This window comes from Streptomyces violaceoruber, from assembly GCF_033406955.1.
Lineage (GTDB): Bacteria > Actinomycetota > Actinomycetes > Streptomycetales > Streptomycetaceae > Streptomyces > Streptomyces violaceoruber.
In genome coordinates this window covers 1,027,595-1,052,830 of sequence record NZ_CP137734.1, presented here as the reverse complement: position 1 = coordinate 1,052,830, position 25,236 = coordinate 1,027,595, and the positions used below count along the sequence as shown (strand labels likewise).

Annotated in this window: 23 protein-coding genes; 7 read left to right on the top strand and 16 right to left on the bottom strand. The window is 72.4% G+C overall.

Annotation, left to right across the window (positions count from 1 at the left end):
* Positions 1 to 19: 19 nt before the first annotated feature.
* The 7 genes from pcaDC to R2E43_RS04925 are packed head-to-tail and all read right to left on the bottom strand — an operon-like array spanning position 20 to position 6,543.
* Positions 20 to 1,138, bottom strand: a complete 1,119-nt coding sequence (pcaDC, locus tag R2E43_RS04955) for a bifunctional 3-oxoadipate enol-lactonase/4-carboxymuconolactone decarboxylase PcaDC (RefSeq protein WP_030869638.1) — start codon at positions 1,136 to 1,138, stop codon at positions 20 to 22.
* 5 nt (positions 1,139 to 1,143) lie between these two features.
* Entirely contained in the window at positions 1,144 to 2,508 is a 1,365-nt protein-coding gene (gene pcaB, locus R2E43_RS04950) for a 3-carboxy-cis,cis-muconate cycloisomerase (RefSeq protein ID WP_030869642.1), read from the bottom strand.
* On the bottom strand, positions 2,505 to 3,110 hold the full coding sequence (gene pcaG, locus R2E43_RS04945; RefSeq protein ID WP_011031115.1) for a protocatechuate 3,4-dioxygenase subunit alpha: 606 nt from the start codon (positions 3,108 to 3,110) through the stop codon (positions 2,505 to 2,507). Before pcaG ends, pcaB begins: the two co-directional genes overlap by 4 nt.
* Before the next feature lie 6 nt (positions 3,111 to 3,116).
* A complete protein-coding gene (pcaH, locus tag R2E43_RS04940; RefSeq protein ID WP_106518634.1) occupies positions 3,117 to 3,890 on the bottom strand; it encodes a protocatechuate 3,4-dioxygenase subunit beta in 774 nt (257 codons plus the stop codon).
* 18 nt (positions 3,891 to 3,908) lie between these two features.
* A complete protein-coding gene (locus R2E43_RS04935) occupies positions 3,909 to 5,111 on the bottom strand; it encodes a thiolase family protein (RefSeq protein WP_030869648.1) in 1,203 nt (400 codons plus the stop codon).
* Complete coding sequence (locus R2E43_RS04930) at positions 5,108 to 5,761, bottom strand: CoA transferase subunit B (RefSeq protein WP_332055941.1); 654 nt, start codon at positions 5,759 to 5,761, stop codon at positions 5,108 to 5,110. Before R2E43_RS04930 ends, R2E43_RS04935 begins: the two co-directional genes overlap by 4 nt.
* Complete coding sequence (locus R2E43_RS04925) at positions 5,761 to 6,543, bottom strand: CoA transferase subunit A (protein ID WP_030869654.1); 783 nt, start codon at positions 6,541 to 6,543, stop codon at positions 5,761 to 5,763. Before R2E43_RS04925 ends, R2E43_RS04930 begins: the two co-directional genes overlap by 1 nt.
* A 209-nt stretch (positions 6,544 to 6,752) precedes the next feature.
* On the opposite strand from R2E43_RS04925, the gene R2E43_RS04920 reads away from it, so the two are divergent.
* Positions 6,753 to 7,217 (top strand): MarR family winged helix-turn-helix transcriptional regulator, encoded by a 465-nt coding sequence (locus tag R2E43_RS04920; protein ID WP_003972291.1) that lies wholly within the window; start codon positions 6,753 to 6,755, stop codon positions 7,215 to 7,217.
* A 15-nt stretch (positions 7,218 to 7,232) separates the two neighbouring features.
* Here R2E43_RS04920 and R2E43_RS04915 read toward each other — a convergent pair whose 3' ends face one another.
* Positions 7,233 to 8,210 carry a DUF3048 domain-containing protein gene (locus R2E43_RS04915; RefSeq protein ID WP_011031120.1) on the bottom strand — a complete coding sequence of 326 codons (978 nt, stop codon included), beginning with the start codon at positions 8,208 to 8,210 and terminating at the stop codon, positions 7,233 to 7,235.
* A 210-nt stretch (positions 8,211 to 8,420) separates the two neighbouring features.
* On the opposite strand from R2E43_RS04915, the gene R2E43_RS04910 reads away from it, so the two are divergent.
* Positions 8,421 to 9,611, top strand: a complete 1,191-nt coding sequence (locus R2E43_RS04910) for a zinc-dependent alcohol dehydrogenase (RefSeq protein WP_011031121.1) — start codon at positions 8,421 to 8,423, stop codon at positions 9,609 to 9,611.
* A gap of 15 nt (positions 9,612 to 9,626) precedes the next feature.
* Here R2E43_RS04910 and R2E43_RS04905 read toward each other — a convergent pair whose 3' ends face one another.
* On the bottom strand, positions 9,627 to 10,694 hold the full coding sequence (locus R2E43_RS04905; protein WP_011031122.1) for an ATP-dependent DNA ligase: 1,068 nt from the start codon (positions 10,692 to 10,694) through the stop codon (positions 9,627 to 9,629).
* 74 nt (positions 10,695 to 10,768) lie between these two features.
* Here R2E43_RS04905 and ligD point away from each other — a divergent pair, with 74 nt between their 5' ends.
* Positions 10,769 to 11,794: a non-homologous end-joining DNA ligase gene (gene ligD, locus R2E43_RS04900; RefSeq protein WP_003972287.1), complete on the top strand. Its 1,026-nt coding sequence runs from the start codon at positions 10,769 to 10,771 to the stop codon at positions 11,792 to 11,794.
* Between the two features lie 16 nt (positions 11,795 to 11,810).
* On the opposite strand, the gene R2E43_RS04895 is transcribed toward ligD, so the two are convergent.
* Positions 11,811 to 14,000 carry an OmpL47-type beta-barrel domain-containing protein gene (locus R2E43_RS04895; protein ID WP_030869660.1) on the bottom strand — a complete coding sequence of 730 codons (2,190 nt, stop codon included), beginning with the start codon at positions 13,998 to 14,000 and terminating at the stop codon, positions 11,811 to 11,813.
* A 14-nt stretch (positions 14,001 to 14,014) separates the two neighbouring features.
* Positions 14,015 to 16,492, bottom strand: a complete 2,478-nt coding sequence (locus R2E43_RS04890; RefSeq protein ID WP_003972285.1) for a ThuA domain-containing protein — start codon at positions 16,490 to 16,492, stop codon at positions 14,015 to 14,017.
* A 200-nt stretch (positions 16,493 to 16,692) separates the two neighbouring features.
* Between R2E43_RS04890 and R2E43_RS04885 the strand changes: the two genes are divergently transcribed.
* Positions 16,693 to 17,724 carry a multicopper oxidase domain-containing protein gene (locus R2E43_RS04885; RefSeq protein ID WP_003972284.1) on the top strand — a complete coding sequence of 344 codons (1,032 nt, stop codon included), beginning with the start codon at positions 16,693 to 16,695 and terminating at the stop codon, positions 17,722 to 17,724.
* 186 nt (positions 17,725 to 17,910) lie between these two features.
* Complete coding sequence (locus R2E43_RS04880) at positions 17,911 to 18,972, top strand: LacI family DNA-binding transcriptional regulator (protein WP_332055940.1); 1,062 nt, start codon at positions 17,911 to 17,913, stop codon at positions 18,970 to 18,972.
* Between the two features lie 105 nt (positions 18,973 to 19,077).
* Here R2E43_RS04880 and R2E43_RS04875 read toward each other — a convergent pair whose 3' ends face one another.
* The gene (locus R2E43_RS04875) at positions 19,078 to 19,869 is read right to left on the bottom strand and encodes a VOC family protein (RefSeq protein ID WP_332055939.1); all 792 of its coding nucleotides are present in this window, start codon (positions 19,867 to 19,869) and stop codon (positions 19,078 to 19,080) included.
* A 183-nt stretch (positions 19,870 to 20,052) separates the two neighbouring features.
* Here R2E43_RS04875 and R2E43_RS04870 point away from each other — a divergent pair, with 183 nt between their 5' ends.
* A complete protein-coding gene (locus R2E43_RS04870; protein WP_011031128.1) occupies positions 20,053 to 20,298 on the top strand; it encodes a WhiB family transcriptional regulator in 246 nt (81 codons plus the stop codon).
* A gap of 60 nt (positions 20,299 to 20,358) precedes the next feature.
* On the opposite strand, the gene R2E43_RS04865 is transcribed toward R2E43_RS04870, so the two are convergent.
* Entirely contained in the window at positions 20,359 to 20,616 is a 258-nt protein-coding gene (locus R2E43_RS04865) for a hypothetical protein (RefSeq protein WP_030869672.1), read from the bottom strand.
* A gap of 38 nt (positions 20,617 to 20,654) precedes the next feature.
* Here R2E43_RS04865 and R2E43_RS04860 point away from each other — a divergent pair, with 38 nt between their 5' ends.
* The gene (locus R2E43_RS04860) at positions 20,655 to 20,849 is read left to right on the top strand and encodes a hypothetical protein (protein ID WP_332055938.1); all 195 of its coding nucleotides are present in this window, start codon (positions 20,655 to 20,657) and stop codon (positions 20,847 to 20,849) included.
* 44 nt (positions 20,850 to 20,893) lie between these two features.
* On the opposite strand, the gene R2E43_RS04855 is transcribed toward R2E43_RS04860, so the two are convergent.
* The 3 genes from R2E43_RS04855 to R2E43_RS04845 all read right to left on the bottom strand — a co-directional run bounded on the left by R2E43_RS04855 (position 20,894) and on the right by R2E43_RS04845 (position 25,228).
* Positions 20,894 to 21,868 (bottom strand): acyl-ACP desaturase, encoded by a 975-nt coding sequence (locus tag R2E43_RS04855; RefSeq protein ID WP_016327843.1) that lies wholly within the window; start codon positions 21,866 to 21,868, stop codon positions 20,894 to 20,896.
* A 208-nt stretch (positions 21,869 to 22,076) separates the two neighbouring features.
* Complete coding sequence (ddaH, locus tag R2E43_RS04850; RefSeq protein ID WP_003972278.1) at positions 22,077 to 22,853, bottom strand: dimethylargininase; 777 nt, start codon at positions 22,851 to 22,853, stop codon at positions 22,077 to 22,079.
* A gap of 116 nt (positions 22,854 to 22,969) precedes the next feature.
* Complete coding sequence (locus tag R2E43_RS04845) at positions 22,970 to 25,228, bottom strand: excinuclease ABC subunit UvrA (RefSeq protein WP_326647547.1); 2,259 nt, start codon at positions 25,226 to 25,228, stop codon at positions 22,970 to 22,972.
* Positions 25,229 to 25,236: the final 8 nt, after the last annotated feature.

Here is a 25,236-nt window from a genome sequence, read left to right as displayed (position 1 = left end):
CGGGGCGCGCCGAGGGGATTCACTCCGCGGTGCCGTCCGCCTCCTCGGCCAGCACCCGCTGGGCCGTCGCGAACGCCGAGTTCGCGGCCGGGACCCCGCAGTACACCGCGGTCTGGAGCAGTACCGCGCCGATCTCGTCCGGCGTCAGCCCGTTGCGGCGCGCCGCCCGCACATGCATGGCCAGCTCCTCGTAGTGGCCGTGCGCGACCAGCGCCGTCAGCGTGACCATGCTGCGCTCGCGGCGCGAGAGCGTCTCGTCGGTCCAGATCTCGCCCCACGCGTAGCGCGAGATGAAGTCCTGGAAACGGGCGGTGAACGGCGACTGCCGCGCCTGCGCCCGGTCCACGTGCGCGTCGCCCAGCACCTCGCGCCGCACCGCCATGCCCCGCCGGGCCGCGCCGTCGAAGTGCGCCCGCAGCGCCGTCAGCACCGCCTCGGGCCGCTCGGCCGGCGCCAGGTGCGAGGCACCCGGGATCTCGGTCAGCGTCGCACCCGGCACCGCGTCGGCGATCTCCCGCAGGTGCGAGGGAGGCGTGGCCGGGTCCTCGCGCCCCGCGACCAGCAGGGTCGGCGCGGAGATCTCACCGACCCGCTCCCGCAGGTCGAAGGCGGCCAGCGCGTCGCAACAGGCCGCGTACGCACCGGGATCGGCCTCCCGGTGGTCCCGGACCAGCCGCGGCACGGTGAACCCCGGCACGAACCACCGGGCGTCCGCGCTGTCCGCGAGCCGTGCCAGCCCCTCCGTGCGCACCTGCGCGGCCCGCTCCTCCCACGGCTTCGCGCCGTTGAAGTGCGCCGACGAGCAGACGACCGCCAGGGACGACACGCGCTCCGGGTGGTGCACGGCCAGATGCAGGCCCACCGCGCCGCCCAGGGACACCCCGGCGTGGGCGAACCGCTCCACCCCGAGCGAGTCGGCGAGGGCCAGCACCAGATCGGCCAGGTCCCCGACGGTGGCGCCGGGCCCGATCAGGTCGGCCCGCGAACCTCCGTGCCCCGGCAGGTCCCAGCGGATCACCCGGTGCCGGACGGACAGTTCGGGCGCCACCGCGTCCCACAGCGCGTACGAGGTGCCCAGCGAGGGGCCGAGCAGCAGCGGGGGAGCGGAAGCGGGGCCTTCGGACAGGTGGTTGAGCATGGTCGTCAACGTCGCTCCAGAGCACGGTCGGTGAGGGTGGCGGCGGCGCCCGTGTAGCGAGCGGGGTCGGTCGGGCCGGCCAGGTCGAGACCCCGCAACTCCGGCACCTCGGCCAGGAGTTCACCAAGGTTCCGGTCCTCGGCGTAGGCGCGCGCCGCCAGTTCGGTGAGCAGTTCCCGGGCACGGGCCCGGCCGAGCACCGGCGCCAGCTCGGCCGAGAGCCGCTCCGAGACGATCAGCCCGTGGGTGAGCCCGAGGTGCGCCCGCATCGCGTCCGGGCGCACCCGCAGCCCCTCGGCCAGCTCCGCGGCATCGCGGGCGGCACCCCCGGTCAGCCGCAGCAGGTCCCGCAGCGGCTCCCACTCCGCGTGCCAGGCCCCGGCCGGCCGCTCGTCCTCGGCGGCCAGCGAGCCGTACAGCGTGGCCGCGAGCTGCGGTGCGCGCCGGGCCGCCGCCGCGATCAGCGTGGACCGGACCGGGTTGGCCTTGTGCGGCATCGCCGAGGAACCGCCCCCGCCGCCCTCGGCGACCTCGCCGGTCTCGGTGCGCGACAGCGTCAGCACGTCCACGGCGATCTTCCCGAGCGCCCCGGCGGTGAAGGCGAGGGTCCCGGCCAGGTCGGCGATCGGAGTGCGCAGCGTGTGCCAGGGCAGTACGGGTGCCCGCAGCCCCAGTTCACCGGCGTAGGCGGCGGGCAGCGCGGTCGGGTCCGTCGCGCCGTACGCCTCGAAGGCGGCCAGGGTGCCCGCCGCGCCGCCGAGCTGGGCGGGCAGGGCGTCCCGCACCGCCGTGATCCGGTCCCGCGCGTCCAGCACCAGCGCGCGCCATCCGGCCGCCTTGAGCCCGAAGACGGTCGGCACGGCGTGCTGGGTCAGGGTCCGGCCCGGCATCGGCGTGTCCCGGTGCTCGGCGGCCAGCCGGGCCAGCGCCCGTTCCGTGCGGGCGAGATCGGGCAGCAGCAGGTCCAGGGTGCGGGCGGCGACCAGCATCGTCGCCGTGTCCAGGATGTCCTGGCTGGTCGCGCCCCGGTGCACGTACGGCCCGTACGGCTCGCCGACCGCCTTCGTCAGGTCGGCCACCAGGGGGATGACCGGGTTCCCGCCGTCCCGGGCGCGCTCGGCGAGCGAGCGCGCGTCGAAGGCGGCCGGGTCGGCGGCGACCGCGCCCACCGCGTCCGCCGCCTCGGCCGGGGCGAGCCCCAGCGCGGCCTGGGCGCGGGTCAGCGCCGCCTCCGCGTCGAGCAGGGCCCGCAGATACGCGCGGTCACCGGTCGCGGAGGCGGCCGGCGAGCCCGTCCACCCGGGGGCGAGCAGGCCCGTGTCGGCGTCGGGTTCGCTCCCGGCGGGGTCGGGGACGGCAGGTGATGTCACTGAAACTCCAGGAAGACCGTCTCGCCCTCGCCCTGAAGGCGGATGTTGAAACGGTACGTCCCGTGGCCCTCGTCCCCGGCGACCAGCGTGTCGCGGCGCTCGGCCGGCACCCGGGCCAGCAGCGGGTCGGCCGCCAGTACCGCCTCGTCGCCCGGCAGGTAGATCCGGGTGAACAGGTGCACCAGCAGCCCGCGCGCGAACACGCACACGCTGACGTACGGCGCACTCCGCCCCCGCGCGCCCGGCCGCAGCGTCCGCGCGTACCAGTGGCCGTTCGCGTCGGTCTGGATGCGTCCGAAGCCGGTGAACTCCACGCCGTTGCGGCCCAGGAAGCCGCCGGAGGCGGGATCGCGCCGCATCGAACCGTCGGCGGTGGGGACAGCGCCCCCGGGGTCCGGGCCCCACAGCTCCAGGAGGGCGTCGGGCAGCGGGTTGCCCTCGCCGTCGTACACGTACCCGTGCACGGTGACCGTGTCGGGGTGCCCGGCGGGCGCGATGTCCTCGCCGCCTCGGAAGGGCAGGGCGTACCCGTAGAAGGGGCCGACCGTGTGCGACGGGGTGGGCAGCACCTGCTCCGGGCTGCCGGTGTCGGTCTTCGTCATGGCGGGTCAGCGTCCTTCTTCGATCCAGGTGGCGTTCGGGCCGTCGAGCACGATGTCCCAGTGGTAGCCGAGCGAGAACTCCGGCACGGACAGGCTGTGGTCGTAGGTCGCGATCAGCCGCTGCCGCGCGGCGTCGTCCGTCACCGACTGCAGGATCGGGTCGTACGGGAACAGCGGGTCGTTCGGGAAGTACATCTGCGTGACCAGGCGCTGGGTGAACGCCGAGCCGAACACCGAGAAGTGGATGTGCGCCGGGCGCCAGGCGTTGACATGGTTGCGCCACGGGTAGGGGCCGGGCTGGACGGTGGTGAAGCGGTAGCGGCCTTCGTCGTCGGAGAGGGTGCGGCCCACGCCGGTGAAGTTCGGGTCCAGCGGCGCGTCGTGCTGCTCGCGCTGGTGGGCGTAGCGCCCGGCCGAGTTGGCCTGCCAGATCTCCACGAGCTGCCCGCGGACCGGTTTCCCGTCGCGGTCCAGGAGACGGCCCGAGACGGTGATGCGCTCGCCGACCGGCTCACCGGTGTGCTGCCGGGTCAGGTCGTTGTCGACGTCGGTGATGTCCCGCTCCCCGAAGGCGGGCGAGGCCAGCTCCACCAGCTCCGGGTCCTTGGTGACGTCGATGGTGATCGGCGGCTGCTTCGGGTGGCGCAGCACCGAGGAGCGGTACGGGGCGTAGTCGCGGCGCGGGTGGTGCTCGACGGGCGCGCCGTCGGCGACCCGCTTCCCGTAGGCGGCGTGCTCGGCCGCGATCTCCGCGTCGATGTCGTGCTGGGTGAGAGTCATGGGAGTTCCCGTGGGTGACTAGCGGTCGAGGACCAGGGCGAGGCCCTGGCCGACGCCGATGCAGAGGGTGGCGACGCCGGTGCCGGAGCCCTTGCGGGCGAGCTGGTGGGCGACGGTGCCGGCGAGGCGGGCGCCGGACGCGCCGAGCGGGTGGCCGAGGGCGATGGCGCCGCCCTGCGGGTTGAGGACGGCGGGGTCGAAATCGGGCCACTCGGCGACGCAGCCCAGCACCTGGGCGGCGAAGGCCTCGTTGAGTTCGAGCACGTCCAGGTCGGCGAAGTCCCGTCCGGCCCGGGCGAGCGCACGGTTCACGGCCTCCACGGGGGCGAGACCGAAGTACTGCGGGTCGGTCGCCGAGACCCCGGTGGCCGAGACCCGGGCGAGCGGCTCGCGTCCGGTGGCCTTCAGTCCCTCCTCGTCGACCAGGAGCAGCGCGGCGGCGCCGTCGTTGAGCGGCGAGGCGTTCCCCGCGGTCACGGTGCCGTCGGTCTTCCTGAAGGACGGCTTGAGCTTGGCCATCGCTTCCAGGGAGGCGTCCGGGCGGACGCACTCGTCGGCGGCGAAGTCGACCGGGCCGCCCTTGCGGCGCGGTACCGGCACGGGCGCCAGCTCGGCGTCGAACAGGCCGTCGGCCTGGGCGCGGGCGGCCTTGCGGTGGGAGGCGAGGGCGTACTCGTCCTGCTGCTCGCGGGTGATCCCGTGCTTGTCCGCGATCAGCTCCGCCGACTCGCCGAGCGGGATCGTCCACTGCGGGTCCATCGCCGGGTTGACCATGCGCCAGCCCAGGGTGGTCGAGTACATCTCGGTGTGCCCGGCGGGGAAGGGCCGGTCCGGCTTGGGCAGCACGTACGGGGCCCGGGTCATCGACTCCACGCCGCCCGCGAGTGCGACCGAGGCGTCGCCGACCGCGATGGCACGGGCGGCCTGGATCACCGCTTCGAGGCCGGAGGCGCACAGCCGGTTCACGGTGACGCCGGGGACGGTGGTGGGCAGGCCGGCCAGCAGGGCGGCCATGCGGGCGACGTTGCGGTTCTCCTCGCCGGCGCCGTTGGCGTTGCCGAAGTACACGTCGTCGATCCGGGACGGGTCCAGGCCGGGCGTACGGCCCAGGAGTTCACGGATCGCGTGCGCGGCCAGGTCGTCCGGGCGTACGCCCGACAGGCCTCCGTTGTACTTGCCGAACGGGGTGCGCACCGCGTCGACGAGGTAGACGTCCTTCACTTCAGCCCCTCCGCGCTCTTCGCGACGACGAGCTCGGCATCGGTCCTGGCGACGACCTCGTCGACGCTCACGCCCGGTGCGGTCTCCACCAGGACCAGGCCGTCGCCGGTGACGTCCAGGACGCCGAGGTCGGTGATGATCCGGTCCACGCACGCCTTGCCGGTCAGCGGCAGCCCGCACTCCTCGAGGATCTTCGGCGAGCCGTCCTTAGCGGTGTGGGTCATGACCACGATGACGGTGCGGGCGCCGTGGACCAGGTCCATCGCCCCGCCGATCCCGGTGATCATCTTGCCCGGGATCGCCCAGTTCGCGAGGTCGCCGGAGGCGGAGACCTGCATCGCGCCGAGCACCGCCACGTCGATGTGCCCGCCCCGGATCATGCCGAAGGACAGGGCCGAGTCGAAGAAGGCGGCGCCCGGCCGTACCGTGACCGTCTCCTTGCCCGCGTTGATCAGGTCGGGGTCCACCTCGGCGTCGGTGGGGTACCGGCCGGTGCCCAGGATGCCGTTCTCCGACTCCAGGGTGACCTCGACGCCGTCGGGGAGGTAGTTCGGGATCAGGGTGGGCAGGCCGATGCCGAGGTTGACGTACTGGCCGTCCTCCAGCTCCAGCGCCGCCCGCGCGGCCATCTGCTCACGCGTCCAGGACATCAGGAAGTCACCGTCCCTCGCGCCGGAGGCGCGGAAATCGTACGCCGCTCTATCTTCTTGTCGGTGGCCTGCTCGGGGGTGAGGGCCACCACCCGCTGGACGAAGATCCCCGGCAGGTGCACCGCGTCCGGGTCGATCGCGCCGGGCTCGACCAGCTCCTCCACCTCGGCGATCGTCACCCGGCCGGCCGTCGCGGCCAGCGGGTTGAAGTTCCGGGAGGACTTGGCGAAGACCAGGTTGCCGTGCCGGTCGCCCTTCGCCGCGCGGACCAGCGCGAAGTCCGTGCGGATGCCGCGCTCCAGCACGTACTGGGTCCCGTCGAACTCGCGGACCTCCTTGGGCGGCGAGGCCAGCGCGACCCCGCCCGACCCGTCGTACCGCCACGGCAGCCCGCCGTCGGCCACCTGGGTGCCGACCCCGGCGGGCGTGTAGAAGGCGGGGATGCCCGCGCCGCCGGCCCGCAGCCGCTCGGCCAGCGTGCCCTGGGGGATCATCTCCACCTCCAGTTCCCCGCCGAGGTACTGGCGCGCGAACTCCTTGTTCGCGCCGATGTAGGACCCGGTCACCCGGGCGATGCGCCCGGCGGCCAGCAGGACGGCCAGCCCGGACTCCATCGCCCCGCAGTTGTTGGAGACCACCGACAGGCCGCCGGTCCCGCGCTCGTACAGCGCCCGGATCAGCACGTTCGGCACACCGCTCAGCCCGAAGCCGCCCACCGCGAGCGACGCGCCGTCGGCCACGTCGGCCACCGCCGCACCGGCCGTGGCCACCACCTTGTCCATCCGAGGAGCCCCATCTCTGCCGCGTGCCCCGGAAGCAGATAGTCAGGGCACTGAGTATTTCAGCGAGGTTGCCCACACGCTGCCACCGGTCGGCCGGGGCGTCAAGACCCGCAAAAGTCCGAGGCAGATCGCGTGAGGCGTTCCCGGATGCCGGTGCTCGATGCCATGTATCGTCAGTGCACCTACGAAAGTGACCACCGGGAGTGCACATGGCAGCGGTCGATCTGGCCACCCACCCCGGCCATCTGGCCCGGCGGCTGCAGCAGGCGCACTACCTGCTGTGGAACACGATGGTCTCCGAGGAGACCACCTCGCCGCAGTACGCCGTCCTCAACGCCCTCGTCGCCGAGCCGGGGCTCGACCAGCGCACCGTGGGGGAGCGGGTGGGCCTGGACCGGTCCACCATCGCGGAGGTGGTCAGCCGGCTCGGCCGCCGCGGGCTGCTCGACAAGGTCCGCGACCCGCAGGACGGCCGCCGGTCCCTGCTCCGGCTCACCGACGAGGGCCTGCGCGTCCACCGCAGGCTGGGCGTGCGCATCGCCCGGATGAACCAGGTGTTCCTGGCCCCGCTCGCCGCCGACGAGCAGGCGGTGTTCTTCGACCTGATCCGCCGGGTCGCGGACGCCGCGGAGGGGCTCCGCAACCCGGCCGAGCCGGCGGTGGCACCGGGCTGACCGGGGGTTTCCCGGTCAGGAGCGCCCGGCGAAGACGACCCACACCTGGCCCTCGGCGAAGTTCAGCGGCTTGCCGTCCCCGGTGGTGTAGGTCGTGCCGTCCTCGGCCGCCCCGCGCTTCCAGGTCGCGTCGTACACGCGCCCGTCGCGCAGCACCTCCGCCTCCCCCGAGCCCACCGACTCGACGTAGGGCGAATTGCTGCCGCGGAAGTCGCGGAAGTCCGACTCGCGCACCCTCACGTGCTGCACCACGACCGTGGCCGGTGCCAGCCGCCCGCCGTCGGCCGTGCGGGCCGGGCTGCCGTCCATGGAGACCAGCCACCGGTCCCGGCTGTCGGACCAGGTGAAGGCGAAGCTCGCCGAGGGGTAGCGCACCGTGTGCGAGGATTCCGCCCGGCCGCCCGCGGGAGCCTTGCCGTAGGTGAACCCGGTGGTGAGGGCCGCGGCCCCCGACGGCTTCCCCAGCAGTTCGTCCGGTCGCAGGTAGAGGTTGTGCGGGGCCTGCCGGTCCCCGGCGCGGACGTAGGCGTCGGAATCCTCGCTCGCCGGCTCCGCGCGCAGCGGCGCCTTGTCGATGATCGGCAGCAGTTTGCTCTGCGCCCCGGAGAACGCCAGCACCGGCCGGTCGAACTGGCCGAGCAGCTCCAGGTCGGACTCGCGGGCGCTGCGTACCGGCCCCACCGACTCGGGCAGCTCGGTGGCGTAGATCGCCATCAGCCGGCTCAGTCCCGCCTCCACGGGCTCGGCGTAGACGACGTCCGCGTCCTCCAGGCCCGTCTGCGGGCGGGCCGCGCGCACGTTGTCCACCTTCACGGCGAGCACCGGTCCGGAAGCGGGAGCGGCGCTGTGCGACCGCTCCGGTACCGGCGCGGTCGACGCCCGCCCGTCGTCCTGCGCACCGGGCCCCGCCGTGCAGCCCGCCGCGCCCAGCGAGACCGCCACCGCCGCCGTCAGCAGTGCGGCGCACCGCCCCCTGCGTGTTCCTCTTCGCATCCCGGCCATCCGTCCACCCATCCCTTGTCATTGATTGTGCGCTTCTTGAAGGATTTAGTGCCATACCTGAATGAATCCGATACGGCACACGGAACGGGGCAGATAATCCGCTGTTCGGCCGAAAAGACCGCCGGGTTCGGCGACGGGAGCCCCGGGGTACCCGGCGTGAACGCAGAACCGACGCGCACGGCGACGGAGGGAGCGCGGGCGATGAAGGCAGTGACGTGGCAGGGCAAGCGGGACGTGCGGGTGGAGGAGGTGCCCGACCCGAAGATCCAGGAGCCGACGGACGCCGTCATCCGCGTCACGTCCTCCGGTCTGTGCGGCTCCGACCTGCACCTTTACGAGGTGCTCACGCCGTTCATGACACCGGGCGACATCCTCGGCCACGAGCCGATGGGCATCGTCGAGGAGGTCGGTCCGGAGGTGACCAACCTGAAGCCCGGCGACCGGGTGGTGGTGCCGTTCCAGATCGCGTGCGGCCACTGCTACATGTGCGACACCGGGCTGCCGACCCAGTGCGAGACCACCCAGGTCACCGGCGAGGGCATGGGCGCCCCGCTGTTCGGCTACACCCGTCTGTACGGCGCGATCCCCGGCGGCCAGGCCGAGTACCTGCGCGTGCCCCAGGCCCAGTTCGGCCCGATCAAGGTGCCCGAGGGCCCGGCCGACGACCGCTTCGTCTACCTCTCCGACGTGCTGCCCACCGCCTGGCAGGCGGTCGAGTACGCCGCCGTCCCGCAGGGCGGCAGCCTCGCCGTGCTGGGCCTCGGCCCGATCGGCGACATGGCGTGCCGGATCGCCCGCCTCAAGGGGATCGACAAGGTGTTCGGCGTGGATCTCGTGCCGGAGCGGCTGGAGCGGGCCCGCGAGCGGGGCGTGGAGACGTTCGACCTGCGGTCCTTCGACAACGAGAAGGAACTCGTCTCGGCGATCCAGGACCGGACGGGCGGTCGCGGCCCCGACGCCGTGATCGACGCGGTCGGCACCGAGGCGCACGGCGGCGCCGTGGCCAAGCTGGTGCAGCAGACCGCCGCGGTGCTGCCCCGGGCCATCGGCGGGCCCCTGGCGGAGCGGTTCAGCATCGACCGGCTCGCCGCCCTCTACACCGCGATCGACCTGGTGCGCCGCGGCGGCACCATCTCGCTGTCCGGCGTGTACGGCGGCATGGCCGACCCCATGCCGATGCTCACCATGTTCGACAAGCAGATCCAGCTGCGCATGGGCCAGGCCAACGTACGCCGCTGGAGCGACGAGATCGTCCCGTACCTGACCGACGACGACCCGCTCGGCGTGGACGGCTTCGCCACCCACCGGATGCCGCTGGCGGACGCGCCGCACGCGTACGAGATGTTCCAGAAGAAGCAGGACGGCGCGGTCAAGGTCCTGATGCAGCCGTAGGGTCCACCGCGCGCGTCAGGGCCCGCCGAGGATCTCCGCCAGGTCGTAGCGGACCGGCTCCTCCAGCTGCGCGTAGGTGCAGCTCTCGGGGGTCCGGTCCGGGCGCCAGCGGCGGAAGCGGGCCGTGTGCCTGAAGCGCGCCCCGTTCTCCATGTGGTCGTACGCCACCTCGACCACCCGCTCGGGACGCAGCGGCACCCAGGACAGGTCCTTCTTGCCCGACCAGCGGCTCGGCGCGCCGGGCAGCCGCGCCGACTCGTGCGCCGCCTCCTCGGCCCAGGCGGCCCACGGATGCCCCCGGGCGTCGTCCATGCGCAGCGGTTCCAGCTCCGCCACCAGCTCGGCCCGGCGCTTCATCGTGAAGGCGGCACTCACCCCCACGTGCTGGAGCAGCCCCCGGTCGTCGTACAGACCGAGCAGCAGCGAGCCGACCACGGGCCCGCTCTTGTGGAAGCGGTACCCGGCGACGACGACGTCCGCCGTCCGCTCGTGCTTGATCTTGTACATGGCCCGCTCGTCCTGCCGGTAGCGCAGATCGAGCGGCTTGGCGACGACGCCGTCGAGCCCCGCCCCCTCGTACTGCTCGAACCACCGCCGGGCCACCTCGATGTCGTCCGTCGCCGGCGCCACGTGCACCGGCGGCGTCACCCCCGACAGCGCCCGCACCAGCAGCGCCCGCCGGTCGGCCAGCCCCACGTCGAGCAGGGACGCGTCGTCCAGCGCCAGCAGGTCGAAGGCCACCAGCGAGGCCGGCGTGCGCTCCGCGAGGGTCCGCACCCGGGAGTCGGCCGGATGGATCCGCTCGGTGAGCGCGTCGAAGTCCAGGTGACCGTCCCGCGCGATGACGATCTCCCCGTCCACCACGCACCGCTCGGGCAGCCGCTCCCGCACCGCCACCACCAGCTCCGGGAAATACCTGGTCAGCGGCTTGCCCGTACGGCTCCCCAGCTCCACCTCGTCCCCGTCGCGGTACACGATCGCACGGAAGCCGTCCCACTTGGCCTCGTAGTGCATCCCCGGCGGGATCTTCGCCACGGACTTGGCGAGCATCGGCTTCACGGGCGGCATGACGGGGAGGTCCATGGTCCGATTCTGTACGCCGTCGCCCCGGGACGCCTGATGTGCGAGGCTCCCGCGCTGCGCCTACCGTGGCTCGCATGGCGGAAGCGGTGGAACTGGAGGCGGGCGGGCGGAGCGTGCGGCTGTCCAGCCCGGGGAAGGTGTTCTTTCCGGAGCACGGGTACACCAAGCTGGACGTGGCACGGTACTACCAGGCCGTCGCCCCCGGCGTCCTGCGTGCCCTGCGCGAGAGGCCCACCACCCTGCAGCGGTACCCGGACGGCATCACCGGCGAGTGGTTCTACCAGAAGCGCGCGCCCAAGGGGATGCCCGACTGGATCCCGACCGCGCACATCACCTTCCCCAGCGGGCGCAGCGCCGACGAGATGTGCCCCACCGAGGAGGCGGCCGTGCTGTGGGCCGCCCAGTACGGCACCCTCACCTTCCATCCCTGGCCGGTGCGCCGGGACGATGTCGACCACCCCGACGAACTGCGCATCGACCTCGATCCGCAGCCCGGGACGGATTACGACGACGCCGCCCGCGCCGCCCACGAACTGCGCGCGGTGCTGGAGGAGTTCGGCGGGCTGCGGGGCTGGCCCAAGACGTCCGGCGGGCGCGGCATCCACGTCTTCGTGCCGATCGAGCCGCGCTGGACCTTCACCCAGGTGCGGCGCGCCGCGATCGCCGTCGGCCGCGAGATGGAACGGCGGATGCCCGAGCGGGTCACCATCAAGTGGTGGAAGGAGGAGCGCGGCGAGCGCATCTTCATCGACTACAACCAGACCGCCCGCGACCGCACCATCGCCTCCGCCTACTCCGTGCGGCCGCGCCCGAACGCGCCCGTCTCCGCCCCGCTGACCTGGGACGAGGTGGGTGTCGCGCACCCGCGGGACTTCGACATCACGACCATGCCCGCGCGCTTCGCCGAACTCGGCGACGTGCACGCGGGCATGGACGACACGAGGTACTCCCTCGACGCGCTGCTGGAGCTGGCGACGAAGGACGAGCACGACCACGGGCTCGGTGATCTGCCCTACCCGCCCGAGTATCCGAAGATGCCGGGCGAGCCGAGCCGGGTCCAGCCCAGCCGGGCCAGGAAGAAGGCTCCCGGCCCGGACTGAGCCACGACGCGGACCCCTAGAGGTCCTTGATCCGGACGTCGCGGTACGAGATCACGTCCGACGTGCTGTGCACCTGCAGTCCGACGTAGCCGGAGGCGAACCGCCGCCCGTCCGTGCCCGGGTCGTCCGAGCGCTCGGGGTAGAAGGTCTGCCCGCCGAAGTTGTCGAACTCGTTGATCAGCACACCGTTGCGGTAGATCGAGTAGTGCTGGTCCACCACCCGGATCTCGTAGTCGTTCCAGGTGCCCTTCTCGGTGACGCCCGCGCCGGCCAGGCCGACCCGGTCGAAGCCGTAGACGGAACCGGACTTGTACATGTCGCCGGTCGGGCTGTCGAACGCCTGGATCTCGTGCCCGTACTTGATGGCGACCCACTCCGGACGCGACTCCTCCGGGTGGTCGTGCACCTGCGGGAAGCGCACGAAGACGCCGCCGTTGGTGTTCGCGGTGCCCGCCGCGTCGTCACGCCACTGGAGCTTCAGCGAGAAGTCGCCGTACTTGCGCTCGGGGAACCACAGCATGCCCATGCCGGGCGTGCTGGTGCTGGACGTGATCGACCCGTCCGGGTTCAGCCCGAACGAACCGCCGCCCACCTGCTCCCACTTGGCGAAGGACTCCTGGCTGCCGTCGAGGATCGTGCGGTAGCCCTCGGTCTGGCCGGGCTGACCGATCTTCGACTGCTTGGCGGCCTTGTTGATCGCCCGGTACTCCCGCTTGTCGACGACGCCCTCGTCCAGGAGACCGTCCATGACCTCACGGACGTGCTTGAGGAACAGCGCCTGGGACGTCCACTCCTTCTCGTCCTCGATCATCTCGTTGATCCGGCACCGGTTGTTGGTGACCCGGTTCGGCACCCCCGAGTCGACCGTGCCGACGATCACCGTCTGGCGCTCGTCGTACTCCGGGCAGGGCGGCGGCGGCACCTGGCCCGACACCACCGTGAAGTCCACGGTCAGCGGCTCGGAGGTGTTGCCCGCCTTGTCGCTCGCCCGGTACGCCACGGTGTGCCGGCCCACGCGGTCCACGATCACCGGGTCGGTGTACGCCAGGTAGGGCCCGGCGTCCAGCGAGTACTCCACACCGGCGACGCCGGAACCGCCCTCGTCCGCGGCGTTCACGGTCACCTTCGCGCTGCCGACGTAGGCGCCGTCGGAGTTCTTGGTGCCGTCCACGGTCGCGCCGGTCACCGGCGGGGTGGTGTCCTGCGGGGGAGCGGCGGCCACGGTGAAGGCGACGCTCTTCTCCGCGGCGACGTTGCCCGCCTTGTCGGTGGCCCGGTAGCGCACGGTGTGCTCGCCGACCTCGTGCACCATGACCGGCGCCGTGTACGCCGTCCAGGCGCCGTCGCCGACCGCGTACTCGATGGTGTTGACGCCGGAACCGGTGTCGGAGGCGGTGACGGTCACCGTCGCCATGTCGATGTAGGCGCCCTCGGCGTTCTTCTCACCGCTGACCGTCGCCGAGGTCTCCGGCGCGGTCGTGTCGTCGGTGTCGGGCGCGGCCACGGCGAACGTGACGCTCTTCTCCTCGGCGGCGTTGCCCGCCTTGTCGAACGCCCGGTAGCGCACCGTGTGCTCGCCGACCTGGTCGACGACGACCGGCGTGGTGTACGGCTGCCAGGCGCCGTCGGCACCGAGCGCGTACTCGATCCGCTCCACGCCCGAGCCGCCCTCGTCGGTGGCGGCGATGCTCACGGTCGCGGAACCGACGTACGCGCCGTCGGCGTTCTGCGTGCCGCCCACCTCGGCCGAGGTGGCGGGCGCCGTGGTGTCCTCGCCGCCACCGCCCTCGGTGACCACGAGCACGCCCGTCATCTGGCCGTGGCCCGGGATCGTGCAGTGGTACATGTACGTGCCCGGGGTGAGGGTGACCTCGGCGGTGTGCTTGCCGCCCTCGGCGTCGTTCGGGTTGGCCAGGATGTTCAGCTGGACGTCCTGGTTGTACGCGGGATCGCTGGTCATGAACGTCAGCGTGTGCGGCATGCCGGTGGTGTTGCCGGTGGCCTCACTGTTCTCGAAGACGATCGTGGCCGGACCGGCCACCGCCGTCTCCGGCGCCGACGCGTACTTGGTGATGTCGTCGCCGGCCGTCCAGGTGAGCACCTGGTCGGCGGCGGCCGCGGCGGGTGCCTTTGCGGGCTGCCCGGAGGCGGACGTCGCCTGCAGTCCGAGCACCATCAGCAGGCCGGCCAGCAGCGCGGCCCACATTCTTCGTTGGCGTATCACTCGGTCCCCCTCGCCAGCTGGTTGGCGGCCGGCGTCGGGCCGCCGCCCTCGTAGGTGACCCGCCACAGGGCCGACTTGGAGTCCGAGGTGAAGAAGCCGCGGCCGTAGTCCAGGACGTACAGCGCGCCGTCCGGGCCGAACTTCCAGCCCATCAGGTTCTTGATGCCGTCGTTGCCGACCGGCACGATCTTCTTCAGGGACTCCGAGTGCACCGGCAGACCGCCGTCGCCCTGCGTCTTCGGGTCCATCAGCACCGCGTTGCGCGGCTGGTCGGCGTCGTAGAAGTCACCGACGAACCACTTGCCGTCCCAGTACGCGGGCCACTTGGTGTCACTGGTGCTGTCGGCGTCGTAGCGGTACAGCGGGCCGTTCATCGCGGCCTGGCCGCCGCCCTTGAGCCAGGGCAGCCGGTAGGTGGCCTCGTCCTGCTTGTACGACGGGATGCCGTTCTCGTCGCGCGGGTAGTCGGGGCCGCCGCCCTGCGGCGAGTACCAGATGTTGTTGCCGGTCACCGGCGGCAGGTTGACCAGGCCGTCGTTGTTCGGCGACTCGTTCTTCGGGTGGTCGCAGTCGTACCAGCCCAGCGGCTTCGAGGGGTCCGGCAGGTTCCGGTCCCGGTACGGCTGCTTGTTGCCCATGCAGTACGGCCAGCCGCGGTTGCTCGCCTTGGTGATGGTGGCGAACGTGTCGTACTTGGCCGGACCCCACGTCGGCGACGGGGCGCCGGCGTCCGGGCCGACCCATCCCGCGTACAGGGTGTCGGTCTTCTTGTCGACGGAGATGCGCGCCGGGTTGCGGACGCCCATCACGTAGATCTCGCCCCGCGTCTTGCCGCCGCCCTCGGCGGTCTCCTTGCCGGTGAAGAGGTTGCCCTCCGGGAGCGTGTACGTCCCGTCCGGCTCCGGGTGGATGCGCAGGATCTTGCCGTTGAGGTTGTTGGTGTTGCCGGCCGTGCGGCGCGCGTCGGCGAAGGACACGCCCTTGAAGTTGGGCTGCGGGTTGTTTCCGGAGTAACCGTCGCTGAAACCACTGGAGTTGTTGTCACCGGTGGCGATGTACAGGTTCCCCTTGGAGTCCCAGGCCATCCCGCCGCCCGCGTGGCAGCAGCTGTGGATCTGCACCGGCCACTTCAGCAGCACCTTCTCGCTGCCCAGGTCCAGCTTGTTGGTCGCCCGGTCGAGGGTGAAGCGGGAGACCCGCCGCTCGGCCATGTGGGTGTCCCGGTTGATCTGGGAGTGCGGGGTGTAGTGCAGGTACACCCACCCGTTCTCCTCGAACCGAGGGTCCAGTTCGATGCCGAGCAGGCCCTCCTCGACCTTGGTCAGCTCGTCGCCGCCGCCCTTGTTGCCGAAGACGGTCAGCGCACCGGCGAGGGTGACCTTGTCGGTCTTCGGGTCCCAGACGTGGATCTCACCCGTGCCCTTGCCGACGTTCGGGTCGTTCCAGTCGGTCACGACGGGGTGGGAGGAGTCCGTGCCACCGCGGCCGATGTAGAAGACGCGGCCGTCGGGGGCGGTGACCAGGCCGTGCGGTTCGCCGATCTGGTCGTTCTGGCCGGGCTGGTTGGGGTCGGTGAGCCGCTCGGCCTTGTAGTTGGCGTTGATGGTCGCCTTGCAGTCGGCCTGCGACAGCCGGGTCGTCCACATCAGGGCGCCGCGCAGATGGGTACGGAAGTCGGTCTCGTCGTACGACGACACCGTGCCGCCCATGCCGGTGTAGAACGACCGGCCGCCGTCGTAGTCCCGGCACCAGCTGACCGGGTGGTCGGCCCCGTTGGCACTCGTCCCGGGCGCGTACGTCGACTCGCGCACCCGGGCCACGGTGTGGACCTCACCCGACGGGTTCTTCTGCCAGTTCAGCCACTCGTCGGGGCGCTTCCACTCCAACGGCAGGTCCTTGGTGGCCGGATGCCGCCGGTCACCGACCTCGACGGTGGCCCGCTGGACCTTGGCCGGACTGCCAGCGGCCGGACGGGCGCCGACCAGACCGGTGAACCAGTCCGAGTACGGCTCCGCGCGGGCCGCGTCGTGGACGCCGACGAACCCGCCGCCGGCCTCCATGTACGCTTCCAGACCCGCCTCCTGAGCAGGAGTCAGGACGTCGCCGCCGCCGGTCAGGAACACGACCGCGTTGAAGCGGCCGAGCTTCTTGTCGTTGGTGAAGACGTTGGCGTTGTCCGTGGCCTCGACCTTGAACTGCTCCTTGGCAGGCCCGGAGAGACCGATCCGCTCGATGGCCGAGATGCCGGCGTTCACGACCGGTGACTCGTCCCCGGCCGCGGCGGAACCGTAGAAGATCAGCACCCGTACATTGGCGCCGCCGGGCGGCGACTTGATCGACATCGTTGTCAGGGATGGGTCCGGCGCCGGACGGGCACTGGCGGCAGGGCCGGCCAGCAGTCCCGCGGCGACGAAAGCGGCGGTGGCGCACGCCGCCCACCCTTTTCTTCTCGCGCTCAACCCTCTTAAGGGCATGGGCACCTCCTCGGTCACGGCAGCAGCGCCAAGGAAGCTAGACCTCTTTGCGCGGTACGCCAATAGGTATGACCGCAATCGAACGAACTTTGTCCTGAGTGTGGATAAACACGGCGGCAGCCGGTACGGTCCCACAGGCTCATCACAGCCAATCAGGTCCTGGGTCTGCGCACATTCCGTATCGGCGTGGGGAGTTCGGCATGGACAGGCGAGGCTTCAACCGACGGGTACTGCTGGGCGGCGCGGCCGCCGCGACATCGTTGTCCATCGCTCCGGAGGTCGCGGGCGCCGCCCCCGCGGCCAAGGGGATCACCGCGAGGACGGCACCGGCCGGGGGCGAGGTGAGACACCTCAAGATGTACGCCGAGAAGCTGGCGGACGGTCAGATGGGCTACGGCTTCGAGAAGGGCAAGGCGTCGGTCCCCGGCCCGCTGATCGAGGTCAACGAGGGCGACACGCTGCACATCGAGTTCACCAACACGATGGACGTGCGGGCCAGCCTGCACGTGCACGGCCTGGACTACGAGATCTCCAGCGACGGCACCGCGATGAACAAGAGCGACGTCGAGCCCGGCGGCACCCGCACCTACACCTGGCGCACCCACAAACCGGGCCGCCGCGACGACGGCACCTGGCGGCCGGGCAGCGCGGGCTACTGGCACTACCACGACCACGTCGTCGGCACCGAACACGGCACCGGAGGCATCCGCAACGGCCTGTACGGCCCGGTGATCGTGCGCCGCAAGGGGGACGTGCTGCCGGACGCCACGCACACGATCGTCTTCAACGACATGACCATCAACAACCGCAAGCCGCACACCGGCCCCGACTTCGAGGCCACCGTGGGCGACCGCGTGGAGATCGTCATGATCACGCACGGGGAGTACTACCACACCTTCCACATGCACGGTCACCGCTGGGCGGACAACCGGACCGGCATCCTCACCGGCCCCGACGACCCGTCCCGGGTCATCGACAACAAGATCACCGGCCCGGCCGACTCCTTCGGCTTCCAGATCATCGCGGGGGAGGGGGTGGGCGCCGGGGCGTGGATGTACCACTGCCACGTCCAGAGCCACTCCGACATGGGCATGGTGGGGCTGTTCCTGGTGAAGAAGCCGGACGGCACGATCCCCGGGTACGAACCGCACGAGCACGGCGGGGCGACCGCGAAGAGCGGCGAGAGCGGGGAGCCGACGGGCGGGGCGGCCGCACACGAACACGAGCACTGAGCCGGGGCCGGCCGGCGCCGCCACCGGCGCCGCCGGTCAGCTGTCGTGGACCGTTCTTCTGTACATACGCCCATGCTGACGACCGCACCCGCCCGCGCACAAGAACGTTTTCGGTCCCCGGAGCGCCCCCTCCCGCGCCGCGGCCTGCCGCTATCCTGAGCCGCAGTCGCCGAGGAGGAGCCGCACGTGACCGAGACCGGGCCGCGCCCCACGCTCGAGGCCGTGGCCGAGCGCGCCGGGGTCTCGCGGGCCACCGTGTCCCGTGTGGTCAACGGTGCCCACGGGGTGCGGGACGCGCTGGCCGAGCGGGTGCGGCGCGCGGTGGAGGAACTCGGATACGTGCCCAACCACGCCGCCCGCTCACTGGTGACCAGACGGCACCAGGCCGTCGCCGTCGTCGCCGCGGAACCGGAGACACGGGTCTTCGCCGACCCCTACTTCGCCCAGCAACTGCGCGGCATCAGCAAGGAACTGACGGCCCACGACAACCAGCTCGTGCTGCTGCTCACCGAGGGCCGCGAGGACCACGCCCGTGTCGGGCGCTACCTGGCCGGCGGGCACGTCGACGGTGCCCTCGTCTTCTCCCTGCACCTGCACGACCCGCTGCCCGGCCTGGTCCGCAGCGCCGGGGTGCCGACCGTCTTCGGCGGGCGCCCCGACTGGGACGACGGGCGGGACGACGTGGTCTACGTGGACAGCGACAACCGCGGCGGCGCGCGCTCGGCCGTCCACCACCTGGCCGGGCTCGGCCGCACCCGCATTGCGCACATCACCGGCCCGCTCGACCAGACCTCGGCCGCCGACCGGCTCGCGGGCTTCCGTGACGTCCGCCCCGGTGCCGGCCCGGGGCTGGTCGCGCGGGGGGACTTCACCTCGGGCGGCGGGGAGCGGGCGATGCGGGTACTGCTCGACCGGTGCCCCGGCCTGGACGCCGTGTTCGCGGCCAACGACCTCACCGCGGCGGGCGCCCTGCGGGTGCTGCGCGAACGCGGGCGGCGGGTGCCGGACGACGTGGCCGTGGTGGGCTTCGACGACATGCTGCCCGTCGCCGAACAGACCGACCCGCCGCTGACCACCGTCCGCCAGGACATCGAGGGCATGGGCCGGCTGATGGCCCGCCTGCTGCTGCGCGGCCTGGACCGCGGAGCCGCCGCCGACGCCACCGACTTCGACGCCGCGCGGACACCGACCGCCGCCCCGCCCGGCGTGGTCCTGCCGACGACCCTGGTCCACCGGTCCACGGCGTGAGCCGGTCCCACACCCCCTGAGGCCGGACACCGGTCTCGCCCCGGACTCGAGTGCGCCCGGGTGACGGGCCCGAGGTGACTGCGAGCGGCCGGACGCGCCCCGTGCCTACCCCTGGCGGGGCGCCGGCCTGAGTACCGCGAACCGGGCGCCGTACGGGTCGGCCAGGCGGGCTACGCGGCCGACGCCCTCGATGTCCGTCGCGGGCATCCGCACCGTGCCGCCCAGCTCCGTGGTCCGGGCGACCGCGGTGTCCGCGTCGTCCACCGCGAAGTACGGCAGCCATCCGGCGTCGGCGTCCGTGTCCGCCGGATCCTCGGCGAGCGGGACGAGACCGCCGAACATGGCGTCCTCGCCCTCCCCGGCCGGGTTGACGCAGGTGTAGGAGCCGCCGGGGAAGGAGACGCCGGAGGTTTCCAGGCCCAGCACCGCACGGTAGTAGGCGGCGGCTGCCGCGATGTCCGCGGTGTGCAGCTCGACCCAGCACAGCGCGCCGCTCTCGCCGGTCACGTCCAGGCCGGCGCGCTGCCCCGGCTGCCAGATGCCGAACGGCAGCCCGGCCCGGTCGGCGAGGATCGTCATGGTGCCCTGGTCCATGACGTCCATCGGCTGCACGAGGACACCGCCGTGCGCCTCCCCGGAGGCCTGGGCGGCGGCCCGGGCGTCCGGCGCCTGGAAGTACACGGTCCAGGACGGCGGGCCCTGCTCCTCGGTCGTGCCCATGCCGTCGGCCACGATCCGGCCGTCCAGCTCGAAGAAGCCGTAGCCGCCGGCCTCCGGCCCGGCCGACCGGAACCGCCAGCCGAAGAGGCCGCCGTAGAAGGAGGTGGCGCCGTCGAGATCGGACGTGCCGACGTCGAGCCAGTTCGGAGCGCCGGTGACGAAACGGGTCGTGAGCATGGTTCGCCCTCCTCGCAAGGGTCCCGTTGCCTGCACTGACGAGTCTTCCACCGACCCCCGCTCACCGCTTCCGCGCGCCGCCGTGCGCGGCGGAGGACCATCTGATCTGCTGGGGGTGCCCGGACGCGCGGCGTTGATGCCGCGTTGAGCGAACGTTTTTCGCTTCCCGGCAGGCTGCTGCGCATGCACACCGAGACGACAGCGGCGCCCGACCTCAGCTGGCAGGAGGAGGCGTTGTGCGCGCAGACCGGGGGCGACTTCTTCTTCCCCGAGCCCGGCAGCTCCGTACGGGACGCGAAGCGCATCTGCGCCCTGTGCCCGATCCGCTCGACCTGCCTGGAGTTCGCGCTGAGCAACGACGAGCGCTTCGGCGTCTGGGGCGGCCTGTCGGAGAAGGAACGGCTGGCGCTGCGGCGCACCATCCCCTGAGCGCGGCCCGGTAACGCGCTGTGCCGCACCCGTCGCGCCGGGCAGAACCCCGGCAGGTCTTCAGCCGCCGCACAGCACCGGACCGAGAGCCTGCCGCACGCCCTCGATCCGCTCCCGTCCGCCGCCCGCGCCACCGAGTGGATCGCGGGCCGGATCGCTGATCCCGACCCGTACGTGCGCGGCCACGCCCTGCGACCGGCTGCCGGCCGCCACCCTGTGCCCGGACGCCGACGGCCGCGCCCGGGCCGGGCCGCTGCTGGTCCGCAACGCCGCCCGCTCGGGCGACCCGGCCGCCGTCACCGCCGTACTGGCGGACATGGCACGGCTGCGCGACGAGCAGGACCCGGTGCGGCGCGGTGTGCCGCGCTGCGGGCGGCGTCGCGGCCGCGCTGCTCACCGAGGCGCCCGCCGAGCCTCTGGCCGTCACCGCAGCGCTCGGCGAGTGCGAGGACTGGCCCGCGCCGTGGCGGGAGCTGCCGCGCGCCCCGCGCCGCCACCCGGTCCCCGGCGTGCGCGGCGCGGCACCGGGGGAGATTACGGCCCACGAGTGACGCCGGCCGGGGCGCGGGGCCGGGGAGGCTGGGCCCGGGGGCGGTCAGCCCGCCGCGCGGGCCGCCATCCGGGCCTTGCGCGCCGCCAGCTTCTCGTCGAACTTGGCGGCCTCGGCGTCCAGGCCGCCCATGTACAGCCCCAGTTCCTCCTGGGCCGCCTGCCCCTCGGGACCGAGGCCGTCGATCTCCATGACCTTCAGGAAGCGCAGCACGGGCTGGATCACGTCGTCGTGGTGGATGCGCAGGTTGTAGACCTCGCCGATCGCCATCTGCGCGGCGGCCCGCTCGAAGCCGGGCATGCCGTGACCGGGCATCCGGAAGTCGACGACCACGTCCCGGACCGCCTGCATCGTCAGGTCGGGTGCCAGTTCGAAGGCCGCCTTGAGCAGGTTCCGGTAGAAGACCATGTGCAGGTTCTCGTCGGTCGCGATGCGGGCCAGCATGCGGTCGCAGACCGGGTCGCCGGACTGGTGGCCCGTGTTGCGGTGCGAGATGCGGGTGGCCAGCTCCTGGAAGGCCACGTACGCCACCGAGTGCAGCATCGAGTGCCGGTTGTCCGACTCGAAGCCCTCACTCATGTGGGCCATGCGGAACTGCTCCAGCTTGTCCGGGTCGACCGCGCGCGAGGCGAGGAGGTAGTCCCGCATCACGATGCCGTGGCGGCCCTCCTCGGCGGTCCAGCGGTGCACCCAGGTGCCCCAGGCGCCGTCGCGGCCGAAGAGGCTGGCGATCTCGTGGTGGTAGCTGGGGAGGTTGTCCTCCGTCAGCAGGTTCACCACCAGGGCGATCCGGCCGATCTCGGTGACCTTGGACTGCTCCTTCCCCCAGGCCTCGCCGTCCTCGAAGATCCCCGGGAAGTTCCGCGCCTCGGTCCACGGCACGTACTCGTGCGGCATCCAGTCCTTGGCGACCTTCAGATGCCGGTTGAGTTCCTGCTCGACCACTTCCTCCAGCGCGTACAGCAGCCGGGCGTCGGTCCATTCTGCGGAAGTGCCGAGGTGCGGGGAGACGATCGTCACGAATAACTCCATGGGGACGTACGACAGTGCGGTGCGACCGGCGAGCGGTGCCGGGAACCTACGGGATCGTAGGCTACGAAACCGTAGGTTACGAGACCGTAGGTTAAACGCACTGTAAAGGTCGCTGATCAGCCACCGTCCGGCGGTACCCGACACGGGCCCCGAGACCCGCAGGTCCGGGGCCGGGCGCACGCCCTGCGCACCGTGCTCAGTCGTACAGCTCGCGCAGCCTGACCGAGAGGCACGTCACACAGCCCTCCAGCTTCTCGAACTCCCCGATGTCGACGAGCACCGGCTCGTGACCGAGATCGGCGAGCAGCTCCGCCGTCTTGGGCGCGCTCGCCGCCATCAGCAGCCTGCTCCCGCCGAGCAGCACCACGTGCGCCCCCGACTCCTCCGGCACCGGCAGGAAACGGGGGAACAGCGAGGGCACGTCCGTCAGCGGGATGTGCCCGATCACCGTCCCGTCCGGCAGCGCGGTGACCGCCGACTTCAGATGCAGCACCTTGCTCACGGGCACGGCGACGACCCGGGCGCCCAGCGGCTCGAACGCCGCCCGCAGCTGCTGGACACCGGCCGCGTTGGTCCGGCCGCCGCGTCCCACGTAGATCGTGTCGCCGATCTTCAGGACGTCGCCGCCGTCCAGGGTGCCCGGCTCCCACACCCAGTTCACCGAGCAGCCGAGCCGGGCCACGGCCTCCTCGACGCCGGCCGTCTCCGCGCGCCGCGACTCGGCGCCGGGCCGCGTGATCAGCGCGACGTTGCGGAACACGACGACGGCGTCCTCGACGAAGACCGAGTCCGGACAGTCGTCGGCCGGGTCCACCTCCAGCGTCTCCCAGCCGTGTGCTCCGAGGGCCTCGACGTAGGCGTCCCACTGTTCGAGGGCCAGGCCGTGATCGACCTTCTCCCGCTCGACGTGTGTCACCAGTCCTTCGGCGAGCCTGGGGCTGGGGCGGCGGACGAGGGCCTTCTTGCTGGGCACGCGGGGCCTTTCGTGTCGGCGCGGATCGGCGGGTGTCGACGTCGGCTGTCCGGCGCCGTGACCCGGCGCCGGTTCGCGCCATCATGCAGCGGCGGCCCGCGCCTGCGGAACCCCCGTCAGCGCCTCGTAGCCCTCCTGAGATGCTCGGCGGTGCTGGAGCGGCGGGCCGCGAGCAGTTCGCGCGGGGTGCCCTCGAAGATCACCCGGCCTCCGTCCCGCCCGCCGTCCGGGCCGAGGTCGATCACCCGGTCGGCGTGCGCCACCACGTCCAGGTTGTGCTCGACGACCACGACCGTGTTGCCGGCGTCCACGAGGCGGTCAAGCAGGGCGAGCAGCCCCTCGACGTCCGACATGTGCAGACCGGTGGTCGGCTCGTCCAGGACGTAGACCGCGCCCGTGCGGTGCAGCCGGGTCGCCAGCTTGATCCGCTGCCGCTCGCCGCCGGAGAGCGTGGACAGCGGCTGCCCGAGGGTGAGGTAGGTGAGGCCGACGTCGCGCAGGGCACGCAGCCGACGGCGTACGCCGGGGTCGGAGAAGAAGCCGAGGGCCTGGCCGGCGGTCATCGCGAGCACGTCGGCGACCGACCGGCCGTCGACCGTCAGCCGCAGCACCTCCTCCCGGAAGCGGCGCCCCTCGCAGTCGTGGCAGGCGGTCGTGACCGGGTCCATGAAGGCGAGGTCGGTGTGGATGATCCCGCGCCCCTCGCAGGTGCCGCAGGCCCCCGCCGAGTTGAAGCTGAAGAAGCCCGGCTCGGCACCGGTCTGCCGCGCGAAGACCTTCCGCACCGTGTCCATGATCCCGAGATACGTCGCCGGGGTGGAGCGGGCGGAGATGCCGATGGCCGACTGGTCGACGACCACGGCGTCCGGATGGGCCCCGGTCAGCTCCGCGACCAGCGTGCTCTTGCCCGACCCGGCGACCCCGGTGACCGCGGTGAGCACCCCGGTGGGGAACGCCACCGTCACCTCCCGCAGGTTGTGCCGCTCGGCGCCCTTGACCCACAGCTCGCCGGTGGGCGCCCGCACCGTGTCCTTCACCGCCGTACGCCGCCCCAGGCACCGCCCGGTGAGCGTGTCCGACGCGGCCAGCCCGGCCGGCGTCCCCTCGAACACCACCCGGCCGCCGTCGGCACCGGCCCGCGGGCCCATGTCGACGACGTGGTCGGCCAGCGCGATGACGTCCGGGTCGTGCTCGACCACCAGCACGGTGTTGCCCTTGTCGCGCAGCCGCAGCAGCAGGTCGCCGAGGCGCCCGACGTCACGCGGGTGCAGTCCGACGCTTGGCTCGTCGAAGATGTACGTCATCCCGGTCAGGCTGGAACCGAGGTGCCGCACGGTCTTCAGCCGCTGCCCCTCGCCGCCGGACAGCGTGGCGGTCTCCCGGTCCAGGCTGAGATAGCCGAGCCCGATCGCCTCCACCCGCTCCAGCGCGGCCACCGCGGCGCCGGCGACGGGCAGGGCCACCGGGTCGTCGATCCCCCTCAGTACGGCGATCAGGTCGGTGATCTGCATCCGCGAGCAGTCGGCGATGGAGTGCCCGTCGATCCGGGAGGCGAGCGCGGCCGCGTTCAGCCGGGCCCCGCCGCAGTCGGGGCAGCGGGCCTCGACCAGGAAGCCGCGCACGAGATCCCGGGTCCGCTCGCTCATGCCGGACAGGTCCCGCTTGAGGTACAGCCGTTCGAACCGGTCGGCGAGCCCCTCGTACTCGGTGCTCCACGTCCCGCCCGAGCCGCTCACGGTGACCTTGCTGCCGGGCCGCCCGCGCATCAGGAAGGCGCGCTCGGCCGCCGTGAAGTCGCCGACCGGCTTGCCGGTGTCCAGCTCCTCGGTGTTGGTGTAGGTCTGCCCCTGCCAGGTCCCGGCCGCGAACGGCGGGAAACGGACCGCCCCGTCCGCCAGCGACCTGGCCGGGTCCAGGATCCGGTCCCAGTCGGGCTGCACCCGGCGGCCCAGGCCGTCGCAGCCGGGGCACATGCCCGACGGGTCGTTGAACGAGTACGCCGTCGCCCCTCCCGCGCCGGGGGTGCCGTGCCGGGAGAACAGCACCCGCAGCACCGAGTGGATGTCGGTCATCGTGCCGACCGTGGAGCGGGAGTGGCCGCCGACCGGCCGCTGGTCGACGACGATCGCGGGGGTCAGGCCCTCCAGGGCGTCCGCGTGCGGCCGCTCGTACTTGGGCAGCCGGTTGCGCACGAACCAGGTGAACGTCTCGTTCAGCTGGCGCCGCGACTCCACCGCGATGGTGTCGAACACGACCGACGACTTCCCCGACCCCGAGACGCCGGTGAAGACGGTCAGCCGGCCCTTCGGGATGCGGAGCGTGACGTCCTGGAGGTTGTTCTCCCTGGCCCCGGTGATGCTGATGAACTCGCTCATCCAGCGGA

Coding starts and splice junctions, on each gene's coding strand:
- R2E43_RS04865 (WP_030869672.1), bottom strand. CDS start 20,616: ATGTCCGCCAGTACGGCGGTGACGGCGGCCGGGTCGCCCGAGCGGGCG.
- R2E43_RS04930 (WP_332055941.1), bottom strand. CDS start 5,761: ATGTCCTGGACGCGTGAGCAGATGGCCGCGCGGGCGGCGCTGGAGCTG.
- pcaDC (WP_030869638.1), bottom strand. CDS start 1,138: ATGCTCAACCACCTGTCCGAAGGCCCCGCTTCCGCTCCCCCGCTGCTG.
- R2E43_RS04920 (WP_003972291.1), top strand. CDS start 6,753: ATGGCAGCGGTCGATCTGGCCACCCACCCCGGCCATCTGGCCCGGCGG.
- R2E43_RS04910 (WP_011031121.1), top strand. CDS start 8,421: ATGAAGGCAGTGACGTGGCAGGGCAAGCGGGACGTGCGGGTGGAGGAG.
- R2E43_RS04875 (WP_332055939.1), bottom strand. CDS start 19,869: ATGCTCACGACCCGTTTCGTCACCGGCGCTCCGAACTGGCTCGACGTC.
- R2E43_RS04895 (WP_030869660.1), bottom strand. CDS start 14,000: ATGTGGGCCGCGCTGCTGGCCGGCCTGCTGATGGTGCTCGGACTGCAG.
- R2E43_RS04925 (WP_030869654.1), bottom strand. CDS start 6,543: ATGGACAAGGTGGTGGCCACGGCCGGTGCGGCGGTGGCCGACGTGGCC.
- R2E43_RS04870 (WP_011031128.1), top strand. CDS start 20,053: ATGCACACCGAGACGACAGCGGCGCCCGACCTCAGCTGGCAGGAGGAG.
- R2E43_RS04885 (WP_003972284.1), top strand. CDS start 16,693: ATGGACAGGCGAGGCTTCAACCGACGGGTACTGCTGGGCGGCGCGGCC.
- R2E43_RS04905 (WP_011031122.1), bottom strand. CDS start 10,694: ATGGACCTCCCCGTCATGCCGCCCGTGAAGCCGATGCTCGCCAAGTCC.
- R2E43_RS04915 (WP_011031120.1), bottom strand. CDS start 8,210: ATGCGAAGAGGAACACGCAGGGGGCGGTGCGCCGCACTGCTGACGGCG.
- R2E43_RS04845 (WP_326647547.1), bottom strand. CDS start 25,228: ATGAGCGAGTTCATCAGCATCACCGGGGCCAGGGAGAACAACCTCCAG.
- pcaG (WP_011031115.1), bottom strand. CDS start 3,110: ATGACGAAGACCGACACCGGCAGCCCGGAGCAGGTGCTGCCCACCCCG.
- R2E43_RS04890 (WP_003972285.1), bottom strand. CDS start 16,492: ATGCCCTTAAGAGGGTTGAGCGCGAGAAGAAAAGGGTGGGCGGCGTGC.
- pcaH (WP_106518634.1), bottom strand. CDS start 3,890: ATGACTCTCACCCAGCACGACATCGACGCGGAGATCGCGGCCGAGCAC.
- ligD (WP_003972287.1), top strand. CDS start 10,769: ATGGCGGAAGCGGTGGAACTGGAGGCGGGCGGGCGGAGCGTGCGGCTG.